Genomic DNA, 18231 nt, shown 5'->3' with positions numbered 1-18231 from the left:
TGTTACTGGTCAAAACCCTTACCCGTTGCGAGCTTGTCCCGCAGGCTCTTTGGCCGAATGTCCGGCCAGTGCTGTTCGATGTACTCCAAGCACGCGGCTCGGTCGGCTTCCCCGTAAACCACTTTCCAGCCGGCTGGAACATCGGCGAAGGCCGGCCACAAGCTGTGTTGTTCCTCGTCGTTCACCAGGACGAAAAAGCTGCCGTTGTCGTCGTCGAATGGATTGATGCTCACAATTCTCCAGGGTGCATAAATGGACATGAGTGGAACAGGTCCAAACCATAGTTGAGCCCCAGAGCGCTCGCCCGTGGTTTGGACAAAGTTCCCGTTGTGACCTAGAAGGCTGTTGAAACGGTCATTCGATTGGTGCGGAGGGGCCCCGATGCCCCTCTATTCGCCTCGGTGACCTGCATCAATGGCGTTAGCTGCGAGACGTCATTACTGAGCAGGCATCGCCCTTCAGGCCGATGAAGTTATGGTGCTTGTCGCTCCACAGCTTAGCCGAACTGGCGGGGGGCCGGAAAATCACCAAGGGGCGAAACCCGTCAAGATCCTGCTATGACTCGGTCGGGTCGCCCACCCGGTGACACCGGCCATCCGCTGTGCTTAGGTAAGTGGACGGCCCCCTGCGAAGAAGAGAAGCGGGCGAGGAGCATTCCGTCGGCTCAGCAAAATACCGTTTACGCACGCGGTTAGGCATTACGATCCCGCATCGCGTTGTCAAAGGACTGATACAGAAGCGACTGCCGTGGTTTACTCGACAAGACTTGGTCGCGCTCCCTCGAGGGTGGGGCTCGTATGAGGTGCCGGAGGCTCGGCTGGTCTGCCACGGGCACCACATTCGAAGCGCTGCAGTCTGGCGTGCCGCGATCGGTGTGTAGTTGCATGTTCGGGCCGCCGGGTCCGCGCGGGCATTGGCACGGCTGAAGGGGGTGTAGTGGTCGATTCGGACTTACGGGCCCGGCCCGACGACACCATCGGGGAAGGACGAGACATTAGCCAACGCGGTTTCCTGGGCTTACGTCGGCGATCCTCGGCTGAACCCACGCAGCAAAGCGGCGCGCGAACGACTCGTACGAAGAGGGGACCCGGGCTTCTCGGTGTCCTGGGTCGGCTGTGGATCCCGCTGGTCATCGTGGGCGTCGTCGTCGCGGGCGGCATGACGGTCTCGCGGCTGCATGGCATTTTCGGCTCCGAGAAGCGCCCGTCGTATGCCGACACCCGACAGCAAGACACCAAACCGTTCAACCCCAAGCACATCCAGTACGAGGTGTTCGGGCCCGCCGGGTCGACGGCCGACATCAGCTACTTTGACGCCAACGGCGAGCCGAACCACATCAACGGCATCGAGCTGCCGTGGACGTTCGAGATTTCGACGACGTTGCCGTCGATCGTGGGAAATGTGGTCGCTCAGGGCAACAGCGATAGCCTCGGCTGCCGCATCGTGGTGGACGGTGTCGTCAAAGCCGAGAGGATCTCGCACGAGTTGAACGCATTCACCTACTGCGTCTTGACCGCCACATGAGCGCGCCGCAACTGGAGACCCAGTCTGCGCCGCGACCACGGGTGGCGCGGATCATCCATCGCCTGTCCGTTCCCATCATTTTGGGCTGGCTCGCGATCGCGGTCCTCATCAGCGTCGGCGTTCCGTCGCTGGAGAAGGTCGAGGCGGAGCATGCGGTATCGCTGAGCCCATTGGGCGCACCGTCCTTCAAGGCCATGGAGCGCCTGGGCCAGGACTTCAAGGAGACCAACACCGGCGCGTTGGCGATGATCCTGCTGGAGGGCCAGCAGCAACTCGGCGACGACGCGCACGAGTACTACGACCGCTTGGTCAAGCTTTTAGAAGGCGATCAGAAACATGTGCAGCACGTCCAGAATTTCTGGGGTGATCCGCTAACCCGCGGCGCCGCGCAGAGCCAGGACGGCAAGGCCGCATTTGTTCAGGTGAACCTGAACGGCAACGCAGGCGCGGCCGCCGGCGACGAATCCGTGAAGGCCGTTCGAAAGATCGTGCAGGAGGCTTCGCCCCCACCGGGGCTGAAGGTCTACGTGACCGGGCCGGCGCCCATCGTCGCGGACATGAACATTGCCGGTCAGAAGACCATCATGCTGGTGACGCTCGCCAGCCTTGCCGTGATCTTCCTGACGTTGTTGCTCGTTTATCGGTCGATTGTCACGGTCGTTCTGTTGTTGTTGATCGTCGGCCTGGAATTGGTGATCGCGCGTGGAATGGTCGCGCTACTCGGCCACCTCGGGCTGGTCGGTCTGACGACTTTCGCCGTCAACCTATTGGTCGCCGCCGTCATCGCGACGGGAACCGACTACGGCATTTTCTTCGTCGGCCGATATCAGGAGGCGCGGCAGGCGGGTGAAGGCCGGGAGGAGGCCTTCTACACCACGTTCAACGGGGTCGCCAAGGTGGTGTTGGCGTCTGGATTGACCATCGCCGGCGCGGTGCTCTGCCTCAGCTTCACCCGGCTGCCCTATTTCCAGCCGCTCGGTATCCCTTGTGCCGTCGGCATCCTGATCGCGGTGCTCGTCGCGATAACGCTGGGACCGGCGCTGCTTGCCGCCGGCGCCCGGTTCGGGTTGTTCGAGCCACGGCGGACCCTCTCCGCCCGCAGATGGCGACGCATCGGTACGGCGATCGTCCGATGGCCGGGACCCATTCTCGTTGCCTCGCTGGCCGTCGCACTGATCGGGCTATTGGCCTTGCCGAACTATCGACCCAGCTACGACGACTATAAATTCATTCCGCAGAACATCCCCGCGAACGTGGGGTATGCGGCGGCGGCACGCCACTTTCCCGGCCAGCGCATGCAGATGCCCGAGATTTTGTTGATCGAGACCGATCATGATCTGCGCAATCCGACCGACATGCTGGTCCTCAACAAACTCGCCAAGGGTGTCCTGGCGGTTCCCGGAATCGCCTCCGTGCAGACCGTGACCCGCCCTGAGGGTACGCCGCTGCAGCACACCACGATTCCGTGGATCATCAGCATGAGCCAGGCAAGCCAGATGCAGAACATGGCTTTCCAAAAAGACCGCATGAACGACATGCTCACCCAGGCCAATGAGCTGGGGAAGATGATCGGCATCATGCAGCACATGCTCGACCTGATGCGGGAGCTCGTCGCCACCACGCACCACATGGTCAAGACAACGCATGAAATGCAGGACATCACATCGGATTTGCGCGATAAGGTGTCGGATTTCGAGGATTTCTGGCGTCCGATCCGAAGCTACTTCTATTGGGAAAAGCACTGCTACGACATTCCGATCTGCTTCTCCCTGCGGTCCATCTTCGACGCGATCGACGGCGTCGACGAGATCACCGACAAACTGGGCGACCTGGTGAAGAACCTGGACGAGCTGGATGCCCTGCTGCCGCAATTGGTCATGCAGATCCCGCCCATGATCGAAACCATGTCCGGCATGCGCACCATGATGCTGACCATGCACAGCACCATGTCGGGCGTCATGGGCCAAATGGATTCGAGCTCAAAGGATCCGAGCATCATGGGGCAGGCTTTCGATGCCTCCAGGAACGACGACTCGTTCTACCTGCCGCCGGGCATCATCAACGGCTCCGAATCCTTCAAGCGTGTCGAGAAGATCTTCATGTCGCCGGACGGAAGGGACGTCCGTCTGCTCATCTCGCAACGGGGTGACCCGGCGACACCCGAAGGCCTCTCCAGGGTCGAACAGATCAAGACGGCTGCCGAGGAATCGCTCAAGGGCACTCCCCTGGAAAACGCCAAGATCTATCTGACCGGCACCGCGGCGATCACCAAAGATCTGGTGGACGGATCCAAATTCGACCTCTTGATCGCGGGCGTCTCCGCAATCTGCCTCATTTTCATCATCATGCTGATCATGACGCGGAGCTTTATCGCCGCGATGGTCATCGTTGGCACCGTTCTGCTTTCGCTCGGCGCGTCCTTCGGGCTGTCCGTGCTGGTGTGGCAGTACTTGCTGCACATGCAGCTGCACTGGACGGTGCTATCCACTTCGGTCATCGTGCTGTTGGCGGTGGGTTCTGACTACAACTTGCTGCTGGTCTCCCGCATGAGAGAGGAATTGGGGGCCGGGCTCCACACGGGCATCATCCGCGCGATGGGCGGCACCGGAAAGGTCGTGACGAACGCCGGTCTGGTGTTCGCCTTCACCATGGCCTCGATGGTGGTCAGCGACCTGCGCAGCATCGGCCAGGTGGGCACGACGATCGGCCTGGGCTTGCTGTTCGACACGTTGATCGTGCGGGCGTTCATGACGCCGGCCGTCGCCGCGTTGCTGGGACGTTGGTTCTGGTGGCCACAGCGAGTGCGCCCCCGCCCGGCCAGCACGATGCTGCGGCCCACCGGACCCCGCCCGTTGGTGCGTTCACTGCTCCTGAAGCAGCCGCAATAAGTGCGGCATGCCACTTCAGGAGGGAACAGCGACCGTGGGGAACACTGTGACACAGGGCAATAGCGTCAGCTGCGTCGTCGTCACCTGCCTGCCGAGGGCCTCATGACCACGCAACATACCCAGCCTTCCCGCTTGGCGCGGAATATCCGCCGGTTTTCGGTGCTCATCATCCTCGGCTGGGTGGCGCTGACCCTGCTGGTGACGTTCGGGGTGCCACGGCTTGAGGTTGTGGGTCAACAGCATTCGGTGCCATTGGCCCCTCAGGACGCGCCGGCGGTTCAGGCCATGCAGCGCATGGGACACGACTTCAAGGAATCCGATTCGGACAGCTTCGCGATGCTGGTCCTCGAGGGGCAGCAGCAGCTTGGCGACCAGGCACACGCTTACTACGACAAACTTGTTGCTGAATTAAAGGCCGACACAAAGCATATCGAGCATGTGCAGGACCTGTGGGGCGATCGCCTCACAGCGGCCGGCGCGCAGAGCCCGGACGGCAAGGCCGTCTATGTGCAGTTGAATCTGGCGGGCAACCAAGGCACCACCCTGGGCCAGGAATCGGTGGCGTCAATCCGGGACATCATCGCGCGCACGCCACCGCCCCCCGGGATCAAGGCCTACGTCACCGGCCCCTCGGCGCTGTTCTCCGATATGCAGCTCGCCGGTGACCGATCCATTCTGAAAATGACCATGATCGGCGCGTTGATCATCTTCATCGTGCTGCTCCTCGTATACCGCTCGATCACCACCGTGATTCTGCTATTGCTCACCGTCGGGATCGAGGTCTTTGCCGCGCGAGGCGTCATCGCCTTTATCGCCAATAACAATTGGATGGCATTGTCGACGTTCGCCGTCAACCTGCTGGTGGCCCTGGCGATGGCAGCCGGCACCGACTATGCGATCTTCTTCTTCGGTCGCTATCAAGAGGCGCGGCAGGCCGGCGAAGACCGGCACACGGCGTACTTCACCACCTATCGCAGCGTCGCTCCCGTCGTGTTGGGTTCCGGTTTGACCATCGCCGGCGCGATGCTGTGCCTGAGCTTCACCCGTATGCCCATCTTCCAGACCATGGGCATGCCCTGCTCCGTCGGCATGCTCATCTCTGTGCTGATCGCCCTGACGCTGGTTCCGGCGGTGCTGACCATCGGAAGCGGCTTCGGGTTGTTCGACCCGAAACGCACCATCGGATTCGGTCGGTGGCGCCGGATCGGCACGGCGATCGCCCGCTGGCCCGCGCCCATTCTGTGCGCGACGATCGCAGTCGCCCTGGTCGGCCTGGTGACCTTGCCCGGCTACGAGACGAGCTACAACAACCGCCTTTACATGCCCGACAACGTGCCCGCCAACGTCGGCTACGCGGCCGCAGACCGCCACTTCAACCAATCGCGCATGATGCCCGAGATTTTGATGATCGAAGCCGATCACGACATGCGGAACTCGGCAGATTTCCTGGTGCTGCACCGACTTGCCAAGGCAGTCTTCGGAGTTCACGGCATCTCTCGCGTGCAGGGCATCACGCGGCCCGAGGGAACGCCGATCCAGCACACCTCGATCCCGTTCCTGCTGAGCATGCAGCAGGCGACCATGCATCAAGACATCCAGTACATGAAGGCGCGCATGGACGACATGCTCGTCCAAGCGGACATGATGGCCAAGCAAATCGAGATCATGAAGCGCCTCTACTCGCTGCAGAAGCGCCTCACCGAAATCACGCACGATTCGATCCAGAAGACCAAAGAAATGGCCGCCGTTCTTTATGAGTTGAACGGCAAGATGGCCGATTTCGAGGATTTCTTCCGGCCACTGCGTAGCTACTTCTACTGGGAAAAGCACTGCTACGACATCCCGATCTGCTGGTCGCTGCGGCAGATCTTCGAAATCCTCGACGGTGTCGACACGCTCAGCGACAAGATGGTGACCCTGCTCCAAGATCTCGATCACATGGACAAGCTGATGCCCCAGCTGCTCGAGCAGTATCCGCCGATGATCGCGATGTCCGAGGACATGCGGAACATGATGCTGACGAACCACAGCACCATGTCCGGGATCATCGGCCAGATGGATAGCAACGACAAGGACGCCACCGCCATGGGGCAGGCGTTCGACGACTCCAAGAATGACGACTCGTTCTATCTGCCGCCCGAAATCTTCGACAACGCGGACTTCAAGAAGGCGATGAGCCAGTTCCTGTCGCCGGACGGCAAGGCCGCTCGCTTCATCATCTCGCACCGCGGCGACCCCGCCACCTCCGAAAGCCTCGACCGCATCGCCAAGATCCGGGGAGCGGCCGAAGAAGCGCTCAAGAACACGCCGCTGGAATCGTCGCGCATCTTCCTGGCCGGTACCGCGTCGACATTCAAGGACTTCCGGGACGGCTCCACCTACGACCTCTTCATCGCGGGCGTTGGTGCGCTGTGTCTGATTTTCATCATCATGCTCATCCTCACCCGAAGTTTTATCGCCGCCTTGGTGATCATCGGCACGGTGACGCTTTCATTGGGCGCCTCGTTCGGGCTCTCGGTGCTGATCTGGCAGTACATCTTTGGCATCAAGTTGTACTGGATGGTGCTGCCCATGTCCGTGATCGTCTTGTTGGCGGTCGGATCGGACTACAACCTGCTGCTGGTATCCCGAATGAAAGAGGAACTGGCCGGCGGCATCAATACGGGCATCATCCGCGCGATGGGCGGTACCGGAAAGGTCGTGACGAATGCCGGCCTGGTGTTCGCATTCACCATGGCCTCGATGGTGTTCAGTGACCTGCGCATCATCGGCCAGGTGGGTACCACCATCGGTCTGGGCCTGATCTTCGACACCTTGATCGTGCGTTCGTTCATGACACCCACCATCGCCGCCCTGCTCGGACGCTGGTTCTGGTGGCCGCAATTGGTGCGGCCGCGGCCGGCCAGCCTGCTACTTCGCTCCGTGGGTACGCGCCCGGCGGTGCGTACCCTGCTCCACCACGACGACGACGCGGACGCCCCCACGGCCGAGATCCCGATCCACAGATAGACCTCTAGGTGCTGCTGGTCGATTCAAGCCCCGGATAGCGTGGCGGCCAGCGGCCGCCCCGAAGAAGCGCGGCGAGAAAGATTGGACGCCAATGATTTTGCTTGGAACACTCCGAACTCCCCCGCTGCAAATGGCATTGGTCCGCGCCGGCGGAGTTCACGGTGACCATAAGGAAAGGCCTGCGCTATCCTCCATATCGCTATCCACCTATACCGCCACCTGGCCGCTACGCCTCATGAAATACTCCTAGGGTGAGCCCACTGGCGATTGAGGTTGTCGGCCTCACAAAGACATTCGGGCGAAACACGGTCGCTCTCAATGGCGTGGACTTCTCGGTTCCGGCCGGAACCGTGTGCGGGGTGCTGGGCCACAACGGCGCCGGCAAGACCACCACGATCAACATCCTGTCCACACTGATCCGCCCCACCTCGGGCCGCGCCAGCGTCGCCGGACACGACATCCTCCGCCAGCCCGCCGAGGTGCGTGCCAGCATCGGGATGGCCGGGCAGTTCACCGGGATGGACCCGATGCTGACGGGGCGGGAAAACCTTGTCTTGTTCGGCAGGCTGCGCGGACTGAATCGCAAGCGGGCGAAGGCACGCGCCGACGAGCTGCTCGAACAGTTCGACCTCGTCGCCGCCGCCGATCGGCGGCTGTCGACCTATTCCGGAGGCATGTTCCGGCGCGTCGACCTGGCTAGTGCCCTGGTGGTACCGCCGCAGGTGCTTTTCCTCGACGAGCCGACCACCGGGCTGGACCCACGCAGCCGCCGCGACGTCTGGGCCCTGGTGAGTTCGCTTGCCGCGCAAGGCATCACCGTGCTGCTGACCACGCAGTACCTGGAAGAGGCCGACGTGCTCAGCGACTCGATCGTCGTCATCGATCACGGGCAGGTGATCGCCAGCGGCACCGCCGAGGAGCTCAAGCGTGCGGTGGGTACCAGCTACTGCCAGGTGACCCCGGCCAACCCCGCCGACCTGCCTCAGGTTGCGGCGGCGTTGAACGGGCTCGACGGGGTGGACATCGACGGCGATACGAATTCGGTGTCGGTGTTCGCGCCCGACGGGGTCGCCACGCTGGTCGACGTGTTCCGACGGGTCGACGCGCTGGGCCTCGAACTGGCCGACATTTCGCTGCGCAAGCCGTCGCTCGACGAAGCTTTCCTGCACCTGACCGAGCGGACCGTCTCGCGGTCATGAGCGCTTTGACCGCCCTCACCGAGCGTTCGCTGATGTCGGCGGCCCGCGACGGTGAGATGATTTTCGAAATCCTCTCGCCGGCAGCATATTTGGCGGGGTTCAGTGTGGCGCTGCACGGCCTGGTCGACACCGGCCGCATCAGTTATACCCAGTATTTCGTACCCGCGGTGGTCGCCCAGTCGATGATCTTCGTCGGGTTGCTCACCGCGGACCGCGCGGCGCGTGACCACGTGTCCGGGTTCGGCGAGCGGATGCGGACGCTTCCCGTCGCCGCGGCAGCCACGGTGACCGCCCGCACGGTGGCCACCCAGATGCGCGCCGTGCTCTCCCTGGTGGTGGCGCTGATTGCCGGCTACGCCTTCGGTTTTCGGATCACCGGCGGACTCGGTTACGCGGCGGCCTTTTTGGTAATTTCCTTGCTGCTGTGCCTTGCCGTGGGCCTGGGTGCCGACGCGCTGGGATCGCGCGCCAATAGTGTCCAAGGGGCCAGCCACCTCTTGTTCGTCCCCCAGTTGCTGCTGTTCATGCTGTCCACCGGCATCGCCCCCGAAAAGACCTTCCCGGAGTGGTTGCGCCCCTACGTCCGCAACCAGCCGGTCTCACAGTTCGCCGAAACCCTGCGCGGCCTGGCCACCGGCCACGTGATCCTCAGCAATCTGGCGGCCACCCTGGCCTGGTGTCTGGGAATGGTGCTGGTCTTCGGCGCGATAACGTTGCGGATGCAGAGGCGCGGCTAGTGTCGCATCGCCTCGAGCCACAGGGTTCCCTGCTGACCCAAAGCTGGGTGCAGGCCGGCCGACTCCTGCTGCGGTGGCGGCGTGACCAAGCGGTGCTGCTGGGATCGCTGCTGTTACCCGTCTTCCTGCTGGTCATCTACAAAATCGTGCTGGGCGAGCAGGTGCACAAGGTCACCGGTGCGGACGCCGTTTACGGCATAGTCCCCATGTGCGCGGTGATATCGGCGCTCTTCGGATCCCTGGGCAACTCGGTGGGCATCACCATGGATCGCGAGTCGCGCGTCCTCAGTCGGATGTGGGTGCTGCCGATCCACCGGGCGAGCGCGGTCACCGGTTGGGTTATGGCAGAGGTAGTGCGCGCATTCATCGGCACCATCCTGATCACTGTGCTCGGGCTGGCAATGGGGCTGCGCTTCATGCAGGGCTGGCCCGCGGCACTGCTTTTCGTTTTGATCCCGTCGATCGTGGTGACCGGTTTCACCGCCCTGGTGATGGCGATGGCCATCCGCAACAACGGCCGGACTGCGATGACCTGGGTTTTGGGCGTTACCTTCGCGCTGGCGTTCGTGAATCCCGGTGCCACACCCCTCAAGCTGTTTCCGGCTTGGGCTCAGCCCTTGATCCGCATGCAACCGATCTCGCCACCCATCGAGACCATGCGGTCCCTCGCCCACGGCGGCCCGATCGCGGCGCCTCTAGTGATCACGTTGATCTGGGCGGTCGGGCTACTCGCGGTGTTCATCCCGGTCGCCGTTCGCGGCTACCGATTGGCAGCCGAGGCCAACGCGTGACCCAGCCGGCCACACCACTGGTCTCGGTGTGTGTCCCGATGTACAACAACAGCGCGACGATCGAGCGTTGCCTGCGCAGCATCCTGGATCAGGACGGCGTCGAGTTCGAGATCGTCATCGTCGACGACCAGTCGACCGACGATGGCGCAGCCATTGCCGATAAATTGGTCCGCGCGGGAGATCGACTGATACGCAACGAGTCTCGGCTGGGTCTGAACGGAAACCACAACAAATGCCTGGAAGTCGCCCGTGGCGACTATATCCAATTCCTGCACGGCGATGACTGGTTGCTTCCGGGAGCCCTGCGGACGCTCGCCCACTGTTTCGAGGATCGCGAGGTGGCGCTGGCCTTCGCGCCCCGGCAGGTGCAAACCGACGACCTCCCCTGGAGTGAGCGACGGCGGGCCCCGAGCAAACTCCATGTCTACTTTGCCAAGCTCCGCGAACACAACCGCGGATCGTCGTTGGTGCTACAGATCGTGGCCTTGTGGGGCGCGAGCGCGAATTTGATCGGTGAACCCAGCTGCGTGATGTTCCGGCGCTGCCTGGCACTGCAGGCGGGAGGCCTGCGGGACGACGTCTATCAAACGGTCGACTTGGACTTCTGGCTGCGGCTCATGCTGCGGGGAGCGGTTTGCTTTGTGCCACAGGAACTCTCGGTAAGGCATCACACCGGTAGCACCGAGTCGTCGAATATCACCAAGGCTCAACGGCACTGGCTCGACCAGCTACGCATTCTCACTTGGATGATTGTGGATCCGGCGTCTACCTTTGGCGTCCGCGCCGCTGCGACGCCGTGGTGGTTACTTGTGTGGCTGGGGCTGCTCTTCAAGGTGACGGTGTTCGGGCCCCAGCGAACCTCGCGCCTGAAGACCTTGCTAGCGGCACCCGTTAGCGAGTTCGTGCGGGCGAGACGGTTTCGTGCCGAGCTGCGGCCTGTACCGAGGTGAGCCACCGTACTGGATGAGCACGATCGCGGACCCGCCACGCTCCAAGCGACATGTGCTGCTCGCCTGTTCAGGGAATCGTCGAAAGCTGGAACCGCCGTACTGAATAGTCGACGACGGCTGCAAGCACCGGTGTACGCTCACCGCGTGCCTGTCCTGATGATGGTTGGCGGCAGTAGGTCGATGCGCTCGGCGCCGCCTGGGACCATCAGAGATCGACGAATTCTGTCAAGGAGAACCGGCTCGGCCGTTCCACGAGACGCGATGGCTGAGTGTCTGCGTTCAGCGGACGTGCATGCCGTGCCGGCGCCGCGGCGTGGAGACTCGACACAGGTTGTCAGCGAACTTCTTCCAGAAGAAACACCCTGCAAGAACGTCTACGTCTGGGAAGGGATGTCACCACATTGCCTGACGATGTGTCGACTGCACTATCGGTGAACTTTCACGCCGAGGATTCGTCGGCGACGCCGCTTATTTCGGTGTGCGTGCCGATGTACAACAACGGTGCGACCATCGAGCGTTGTTTACGCAGTATCCTGGATCAGGATGCGAAGTACGAACTCATCATCGTCGACGACAATTCCCCGGACGACAGCGTCGCCATTGCCGAAAAAATGCTGAGACCGGGAGACCGGCTGATACGGAACGAATCGAACCTCGGCGCCCATAGAAACCACGTCAAACTATTAGAACTCGCGCGCGGCAGCTACATCCAATACGTACACGGCGATGACTACTTGCTTCCGGGAGCACTGCGGACACTCGTCGCCTATTTCGACGATCCGACTGTCGGACTGGTTTTCGCGCCTCGACGTGTACTGACTGACGACCTCGTCTGGCTACGTCAATGTGGCACGCTGCATACCCGCTTTCGAAAGCTCGAAGAGCATAACCGCGGCTCCTCGCTGGTCTTGCAGATGACGCTGCAAGGCTTAGGCACCAATTGGATCGGAGAGCCGACCAATGTGATGTTTCGGCGCCAATTGGCAATCGATGCGGGCGGGATCCGCGATGACATCGCCCATCTCTCCGACCTTGATCTCTGGTTACGTTTGCTACTCAGGTCGACAGCTTGTTTTGTCCCGCAGGAACTTTCGGTACGGGAGCACACACCGTTTACCGGAGAAGCCTTCGCAGCAAGAACCTGGTGGCTAGACCGCCTGCGTCTCCTCACATGGGTGATCGTGGATCCCGCATCGCCAGCAGTCATTCGCTTCATCGCAGCGGTGTGGTGGTCGCCCGTATGGGTGCTGCGATTCCTGGAAGTCGTGCTCTACGGGCCGGACCGACGCTCGCGCATAAAAACGTTGATGCTCGCGCCGTTCCGCGAATTCGCCCGGGCCTGGCGTTTGCGCGCCAACCTAAATCCGGTCGGATCTCAGCCGTAGAATATTTGTCGCTTACTGGCGCACTTTCTTAAACCTTGCCGAATACATTTCGGCCTCCATCAACACCACCTTGGCCGGCACCTTATAGTCCGTGAGCTTAGACAGGCATGCCAGACGGATCCTGGCTCGCAGCTCAGGCAACGGTTCGGGCTCGCTCAGCGCAACATGCGCCACCACGATCTGGCCCAGCAGCGTGTGTTTCTCCCCCTTCACCACCACATCGGTCACGTTGGGCAATTGCAGGATGACGTCTTCTACCTCGGCCGGGTAGACCTTTTGCCCCGCCACATTTATAAGGTCGGTGACGCGACCCAAGATTTTAAACCATTCGCCATCGACTTCCACGCGGTCCTGTGTGTTGAACCACCCCTCATCGTCGAAGCCCGAGGGCGCGTTCAGGTATCCCAACATTCGGAACTCCGAGCGGATCCACAGAATGCCGTCGCGCACTTGCGTCTCGAAGCCCTGGCCACCGATCCTTAACCAAAGCGAGCCATCGGGGCGTGACTGAGAGCGCAGCACACCCACCTCCGACAGCCCGTAGGTTTGTTGCAACTCCGCATTCGGGAAACGCTCACGGATGCGATCAAGCGTCGCCTGAGGCATGGTCTCTGTGCCATAGGTGATCCGTTTCAATGAACTCAAGTCGTAACGCGCCGGCAAGTCGGTCGCGGCCAGCATGGTCAGAAAAGACGGCGTGGTAGGCAGCAAGTCGACTTTGTACTTCTCGATTGCCGCACAAATGGTCGGCAAGAGACGGTCCTCGGTGGTGACTACTGTGCCCAGGCTGCTGGTGATGGCGAGAATGGTGTTAATGCCGCCAAAGTGGTCAAGTAGAAGAAATGGTACGGCCACCACCGGCACGCGCTGCATCTTGAACCTGTCCGTGACGCGCCAGAAGTCGTATAGCATGCCTTTAGGCTTGCCGGTAGATCCGGATGAGAACAGCACCAAGCCTGGGCTTTCCGTCTGGCGGAACTCAGACATCAGCGGATTGATGACCTCCACGGAATGCGTCTCCATCTCCCAGGTGATGCCGTCCGGCGCGAAGGCGATCCGTCGGGTACAGCCCGAAATGCCCAGAACCTCACTCTCTTCGATCACCGAGCCGCGAGTCATGGGCACAACGGTGGCTCGGAGCCGCGCTAATGCCAGCAGCATGCACACGACCTCTGGCGCGTAGTCAGCCAATACCACCACGGTGTCGTGGTAGCCGACACCGGCCTTCTGAAGCTGGGACTCCAGCACGGAGATTCGGTCCACCATCTGGCCATAGCTGAACGGCGTTCCGTGGTGGATAAAAGCGGTTTTATTGCGTGCGCTGGCGAAGCGCTCGATGAGCCAGTCCATGCCGACCTCCACGATGGATCTTTAGAGGGGCTTTCGCACTCAGGCGACCTGCTCTTGCAGCACCAGCGACAGGAGCTTGAACGAGGTGGCGTTGGCTGCATCTTCATCCGGAAAGGACACCCCGAACTCTTCTTCGAGCGCGAGCACCAAGCTCATCTGGCGCAGCGAGTTCCAGCTCTCAATGCTGTCCATACTGGCGTCCTCGCTGATCGTGGACGGATCTACCTCCAAAACCGCGGCCATCACTTCCTTGATCTTTGTCGGGTCAACCATTGATCAACTTCACCCAATCGCTATCTGCCAGCCGGACGCTGTCCAGCTGGGCTTCGTAACGGCGCGCACCGTCGTCGGATTCTTCCACTTTTGAGAGGCCGAGCCGGTCAAAAAAGTCCGCCACTTGCGCGTTTTTTGCGGAGGGCAGGTACCTGGCCGTCAACCCGTGATTGCCGCGCTCTCGTATATCGTCCAGTACTGCGGGCCATACAGCAAACTCAACGCCGCGCCCTATCACGCGGCAGCTCATCAAGAAGGCGTCGATAATCGCGTGCTCGGCTGCGAAGTCCACGACGATCACGCCCGTTATGCCACAGTCTCCAAACCGATCACGGACGTCGAACGAGTACACCGTGCTGTCCGGGCGGTCCATCAGCGTCACAATTTCGCCTGGCGTATAACGGCGCGTCGTCAGATTGAACTGGTTGGACTTCTGCGTCAGCTCAGCGATGCGGGCGATCTGCTCGCGCGCGTCGCGGTAGATATGCACCTTCAGGTCGAGCGATCGTAGGTAATCCTCTTGACTCGCAAAGGTTTCCTGCCCGGTAGCCGCCAAGGCGAGCTGTTTATATTGCTGGGTTCTACTCTTGCTCTCGGCGCTCAACCCGCCGGCCAAGCAGAGCGAGGCTATGTCCCGCAGCATCGCGGGGTAGTCGCTCAGCTTCTTCGGCACTTGAAACACCTTGACTTGCGGCAACTGCGTGCGCACAGCTTCTAATTCGAAATCGGAGTCGTCGACGAAGATGAAGCTCTCCTGGCCAAGGTTCAGCTCTTCGGCAAGGGCTCGCAGGCTCGCGACCTTCGGGTCCCAATTCACTTTTTTGGCAGCAAAGTGCTCATCCTTCAGGACTGCGTTAGGGTGCTTCGCAAACACCTCGTCGGCGTCTTCAACGTTGTTCTTGGTGCACAGGCAGAGCAAGATGCCTCGGGATTCGAGCTGGCGAAGTTGCTGCTGCACAGTCCAGTAGACATTGCCTGGATAGTCGTATGGATCGAGCGCGATTCCGTTCAGGCCGTCTTCGCCGACGATACCGCCCCAAAGCGTGTTGTCACAGTCCAGTGCCAGCACCTTGTAGAAGTATGAACCGAAGCCGCGTGTGGCGAGTGCAAAGCGGCGCGCGAACTCATCAAAGAAGGTTGGCGTGTACGGGGCCTTGCCCGCGTAGTAGAAGCGCGCATCTAATGCGACCTTCTCGCCCAAATAACTCACAATCCCCACGGTGTCGAGAAACTGTGCGTTTGCGTGCGCGTCCGCCAGCGCCTTCATTGCGCCGTTGAATTCGAGCAGCAGGTCAGCTGCGGCTCCATACGGCATGTGGTTCCATAGGTGAGCACCAGCGAGCGTCAATCGGCCCACCGATGCTGCTTGACCTAATGCAAGCTGGAGCTTCGACAGCCACGTCTGCATCCTTGCCTGCCGCTCATCGGCGGCGAGCGCGTCAAGTTGAGATTCCCACGCGGCGTAAAGATTATCGAAGAAAGGGATTATCAGTAGCTGGTCAACGTCCTGCGCGACAAAATCCGCCACGTCATTTAGCAGGTCATCGTAAGAACCGTTGATGACCTCAAGCCGCACGTCCTCGAGGTAGGCATGGCGGCGGAGATAATTACCCAGCAGGTCTACCGAAATATTGGCGGCGATTCCGAGCTTGATCGTACGGCCTTTGTGTTCTGCTTTATCAAGCGTGGACAACGCCTTCAGCACGTCGGTCATTGGTGCGTTGGAGTTGCGCAGGATCTCCAAGGCTTCGGCATGCGCGTCACTCACGACATCGTTCCCCCGCCGTTCACCCTCAGGCTTTGGCCGGTGATGTAAGAAGCCTGGTCAGACAACAAGAAAGCAACTGCTCCCGCGATGTCGCCCGGTGTACCCAAGCGGCGCAAGGGTTTTAGGCGCGCGGTCATCAATTGCTGCTTTTCAGAGATGCCGCTGATGAACCGGGTATCTGTCATGCCCGGCGACACACAGTTGACTGTTATACCCTTCGGGCCAAATTCCGCCGCAAGGTAGCGCGCCATCGTCGCAAGCGCGCCCTTGCCGGTGGCATAGGCTGTCCAGCCACTGACCGGTGTGCCGTCGATCGATTCCGATGTTATGCAGACAATGCGCCCTCCCCCGTTGGCCACCATGGGCGGCGTCACGGCTTGGATCGCTAGGAAGGCGCTCTTGACTTGTACATCAAGGTGCTCTTGCATATCGGCCCAGCACATTTCAGTTAGCGGTTTGGCGATGATGCGCGGCGAGGCGGCGTTGATCAACGCACTCACGCCGCCGAATTGCTCTCTCGCAGCATCTTTTAAGCGCGCACACCCCTCTACGGTCGAGACATCCGCCTGTACTGCTAGGGCGCGTGTCTTTGCAGGTTCGATTGCGTTCAACTGACGTACCAGCGCATCCGCGCGATTGCGGTTATTTAAATAATTGACGACGACCGAGTACCCGCCGGCGCCGAGGTGTTTGCAAATCGCACTGCCAATGCCCCCAGCCCCGCCAGTGACGATGGCTACCTTGAGCGCGGACTTAGGCGCTACAACCGTGGCTTTGGGCGCTTCAAGCAGCTTGACTTTGCCCTGACCTTGTAAGACAGTCTGGCCATGTTGGTTGGTGATCTGCATTTGCAGCTCTAGCAAGCGGTCACGTGCGTGCTTGCGTACTACGGTGCAGGCCACCGTAAGCGTGTCGGCCAGGCGCACTGGCAAGTTGAAGTCGAATGACTGCGATACCCACAGCGCACCGGGACCCGGGAGCTTGGTGCCGATAACGGTCGAGATGAACGAAGCGCCCAGCATGCCGTGGACGACGATCTCTTTGAACGGCGTGTGATTCGCGTACTCGGCGTCAACGTGCAGCGGGTTATTGTCACCCGTTAGCTCAACAAACCTGAGGATGTCGGCCTCGGTGATGGTTTTGACAAGGGAGGCAGTATCGCCTTCCTTGACGTCATCAAAATCAGTGAACACGGTCATGGCAATCCTCGGTCGATGATCACATCGCCCGAACCCAAAGAACGGACGCAGTTCAACACGGCGGCGGCCAAGCGCTCAGTCCACTTCACTGTGGCATCTCCAGAGTCCAATCCCATACGCTCGCTGCGAAGTTGAACCCTGCGCCCACGCCTGCCAACACCACGCGCTGGCCTCGCCGCATCTTGCCTTTCGTTACTGCTTCACTCAATGCGATGGCGAGCGATGCTGAGCCGGTGTTGCCCACTTCGGCTACGTTGGCATATGTCTTCTCCAAGCCGAATCCCATTTTTTTCACGAGGTATTCGATCAACCGCAGGTTGGCCTGGTGAAAGATTACGAAGTCAATGTCGCTGACTTCGTAACTTGACTTAGCGATCGCCTTCCGAATAGTGGGCGGAAGATGTGTGATGGCCTGCTTCCACGTGGCGATACCGTTCATCTCCATCAAGTCCACCGTGCGATCGAACGGGCGGCCGTTCGTGGGAAACATCGAGCCCCCGCCGCGCTGGCGCACTGCATCGAAATTAGAGCTGTCGGTATGGAAAGCGGAGTGGCGAATACCGCCCTCCGCCACTCGGCTTAGTACAGCTGCACCGGCGCCGTCACTGAGGTATATCGCGGTGTTGACGTCGCTGCCGTCGATGTAGCGGCTGAGCATTTCGACGCCGATGACGAGCGCGTAGCGCAAGGTGTCGTCCACCCTGATGCGGTCAGACGCTGCGGTCAACCCGGTAACAAAGCCCGAGCAGTTGGCTTGCACATCGTAGATTTGTGCATGCTCGGCCTCTAGCTGTTGCTGCACTTTGGCTGAGACCGGAGGGTAGATGTAGTCACCGGAAAAGGTGCAGCAAATGATGATATCGAGCTGCTCAGCGGTGATTTGCGCCATAGCCATCGCGCGCTTGGCAGCCTCCACCGCGAAGCTCCAGGCGGTATCGTCCGGGGCGGCAATACGGCGCTGACGGATGCCCGTTTTTTCTTCGATCCAGGCGGGTGTGACGGCTTGTGCCGGGTCCAGCTTCTGGCACAGTTCGTCGTTAGCGACCACTCGCGCAGGCAGGTGATGGCCCACGCCGATGATGGACACGGCGGGCAGGGACACGGCTGAAGTTGACACGTCGATCATGGCGTAAGAGCTTGCAACCCTCTCAATGACAG

14 protein-coding genes are annotated in these 18231 nt (G+C 60.9%); 8 read left to right on the top strand and 6 right to left on the bottom strand.

What is annotated here, in order from left to right; translation table 11 throughout:
• Positions 1-2: 2 nt before the first annotated feature.
• A complete protein-coding gene (locus G6N50_RS03810) occupies positions 3-233 on the bottom strand; it encodes an MbtH family protein (RefSeq protein ID WP_083097474.1) in 231 nt (76 codons plus the stop codon).
• Between the two features lie 871 nt (positions 234-1104).
• On the opposite strand from G6N50_RS03810, the gene G6N50_RS03805 reads away from it, so the two are divergent.
• From G6N50_RS03805 to G6N50_RS03770, 8 genes are all read left to right on the top strand, one after another.
• The gene (locus G6N50_RS03805; protein ID WP_083097568.1) at positions 1105-1524 is read left to right on the top strand and encodes an MmpS family protein; all 420 of its coding nucleotides are present in this window, start codon (positions 1105-1107) and stop codon (positions 1522-1524) included.
• Positions 1521-4412: an MMPL/RND family transporter gene (locus G6N50_RS03800; RefSeq protein WP_083097476.1), complete on the top strand. Its 2892-nt coding sequence runs from the start codon at positions 1521-1523 to the stop codon at positions 4410-4412. Before G6N50_RS03805 ends, G6N50_RS03800 begins: the two co-directional genes overlap by 4 nt.
• Before the next feature lie 102 nt (positions 4413-4514).
• Positions 4515-7421 carry an MMPL/RND family transporter gene (locus G6N50_RS03795; protein ID WP_083097478.1) on the top strand — a complete coding sequence of 969 codons (2907 nt, stop codon included), beginning with the start codon at positions 4515-4517 and terminating at the stop codon, positions 7419-7421.
• 251 nt (positions 7422-7672) lie between these two features.
• Positions 7673-8620, top strand: coding sequence for an ATP-binding cassette domain-containing protein (locus tag G6N50_RS03790; RefSeq protein WP_083097480.1), 948 nt, complete (start codon positions 7673-7675; stop codon positions 8618-8620).
• Positions 8617-9357, top strand: a complete 741-nt coding sequence (locus G6N50_RS03785) for an ABC transporter permease (protein ID WP_083097482.1) — start codon at positions 8617-8619, stop codon at positions 9355-9357. The genes G6N50_RS03790 and G6N50_RS03785 overlap by 4 nt, the downstream gene beginning before the upstream one ends.
• Positions 9357-10148, top strand: coding sequence for an ABC transporter permease (locus G6N50_RS03780; RefSeq protein WP_083097484.1), 792 nt, complete (start codon positions 9357-9359; stop codon positions 10146-10148). The genes G6N50_RS03785 and G6N50_RS03780 overlap by 1 nt, the downstream gene beginning before the upstream one ends.
• Entirely contained in the window at positions 10145-11098 is a 954-nt protein-coding gene (locus G6N50_RS03775; protein ID WP_264028655.1) for a glycosyltransferase family 2 protein, read from the top strand. Before G6N50_RS03780 ends, G6N50_RS03775 begins: the two co-directional genes overlap by 4 nt.
• Before the next feature lie 401 nt (positions 11099-11499).
• On the top strand, positions 11500-12483 hold the full coding sequence (locus G6N50_RS03770; protein WP_083097486.1) for a glycosyltransferase family 2 protein: 984 nt from the start codon (positions 11500-11502) through the stop codon (positions 12481-12483).
• 12 nt (positions 12484-12495) lie between these two features.
• Here G6N50_RS03770 and G6N50_RS03765 read toward each other — a convergent pair whose 3' ends face one another.
• From G6N50_RS03765 to G6N50_RS03745, 5 genes are all read right to left on the bottom strand, one after another.
• Positions 12496-13845 carry a class I adenylate-forming enzyme family protein gene (locus tag G6N50_RS03765; protein ID WP_232068878.1) on the bottom strand — a complete coding sequence of 450 codons (1350 nt, stop codon included), beginning with the start codon at positions 13843-13845 and terminating at the stop codon, positions 12496-12498.
• Between the two features lie 27 nt (positions 13846-13872).
• On the bottom strand, positions 13873-14106 hold the full coding sequence (locus G6N50_RS03760) for an acyl carrier protein (protein ID WP_083097488.1): 234 nt from the start codon (positions 14104-14106) through the stop codon (positions 13873-13875).
• Complete coding sequence (locus tag G6N50_RS03755; RefSeq protein ID WP_083097490.1) at positions 14099-15874, bottom strand: HAD-IIIC family phosphatase; 1776 nt, start codon at positions 15872-15874, stop codon at positions 14099-14101. The genes G6N50_RS03760 and G6N50_RS03755 overlap by 8 nt, the downstream gene beginning before the upstream one ends.
• Entirely contained in the window at positions 15871-17073 is a 1203-nt protein-coding gene (locus tag G6N50_RS03750) for an SDR family oxidoreductase (RefSeq protein ID WP_083097492.1), read from the bottom strand. The genes G6N50_RS03755 and G6N50_RS03750 overlap by 4 nt, the downstream gene beginning before the upstream one ends.
• 85 nt (positions 17074-17158) lie before the next feature.
• A complete protein-coding gene (locus tag G6N50_RS03745; protein ID WP_083097494.1) occupies positions 17159-18199 on the bottom strand; it encodes a 3-oxoacyl-ACP synthase III family protein in 1041 nt (346 codons plus the stop codon).
• Positions 18200-18231 lie beyond the last annotated feature (32 nt).

It is taken from the genome of Mycobacterium mantenii (genome assembly GCF_010731775.1).
GTDB classification, from domain to species: Bacteria; Actinomycetota; Actinomycetes; order Mycobacteriales; family Mycobacteriaceae; genus Mycobacterium; species Mycobacterium mantenii.
The sequence above is the reverse complement of the archived record's forward strand: the minus strand, read 5'-3'. Positions and strand labels throughout refer to the sequence as shown.

What these genes read in the sequence shown, in the direction of transcription:
- G6N50_RS03800 (WP_083097476.1), top strand. Translation starts at nt 1,521, where the DNA reads ATGAGCGCGCCGCAACTGGAGACCCAGTCTGCGCCGCGACCACGGGTG.
- G6N50_RS03795 (WP_083097478.1), top strand. Translation starts at nt 4,515, where the DNA reads ATGACCACGCAACATACCCAGCCTTCCCGCTTGGCGCGGAATATCCGC.
- G6N50_RS03785 (WP_083097482.1), top strand. Translation starts at nt 8,617, where the DNA reads ATGAGCGCTTTGACCGCCCTCACCGAGCGTTCGCTGATGTCGGCGGCC.
- G6N50_RS03760 (WP_083097488.1), bottom strand. Translation starts at nt 14,106, where the DNA reads ATGGTTGACCCGACAAAGATCAAGGAAGTGATGGCCGCGGTTTTGGAG.
- G6N50_RS03750 (WP_083097492.1), bottom strand. Translation starts at nt 17,073, where the DNA reads ATGACCGTGTTCACTGATTTTGATGACGTCAAGGAAGGCGATACTGCC.
- G6N50_RS03745 (WP_083097494.1), bottom strand. Translation starts at nt 18,199, where the DNA reads ATGATCGACGTGTCAACTTCAGCCGTGTCCCTGCCCGCCGTGTCCATC.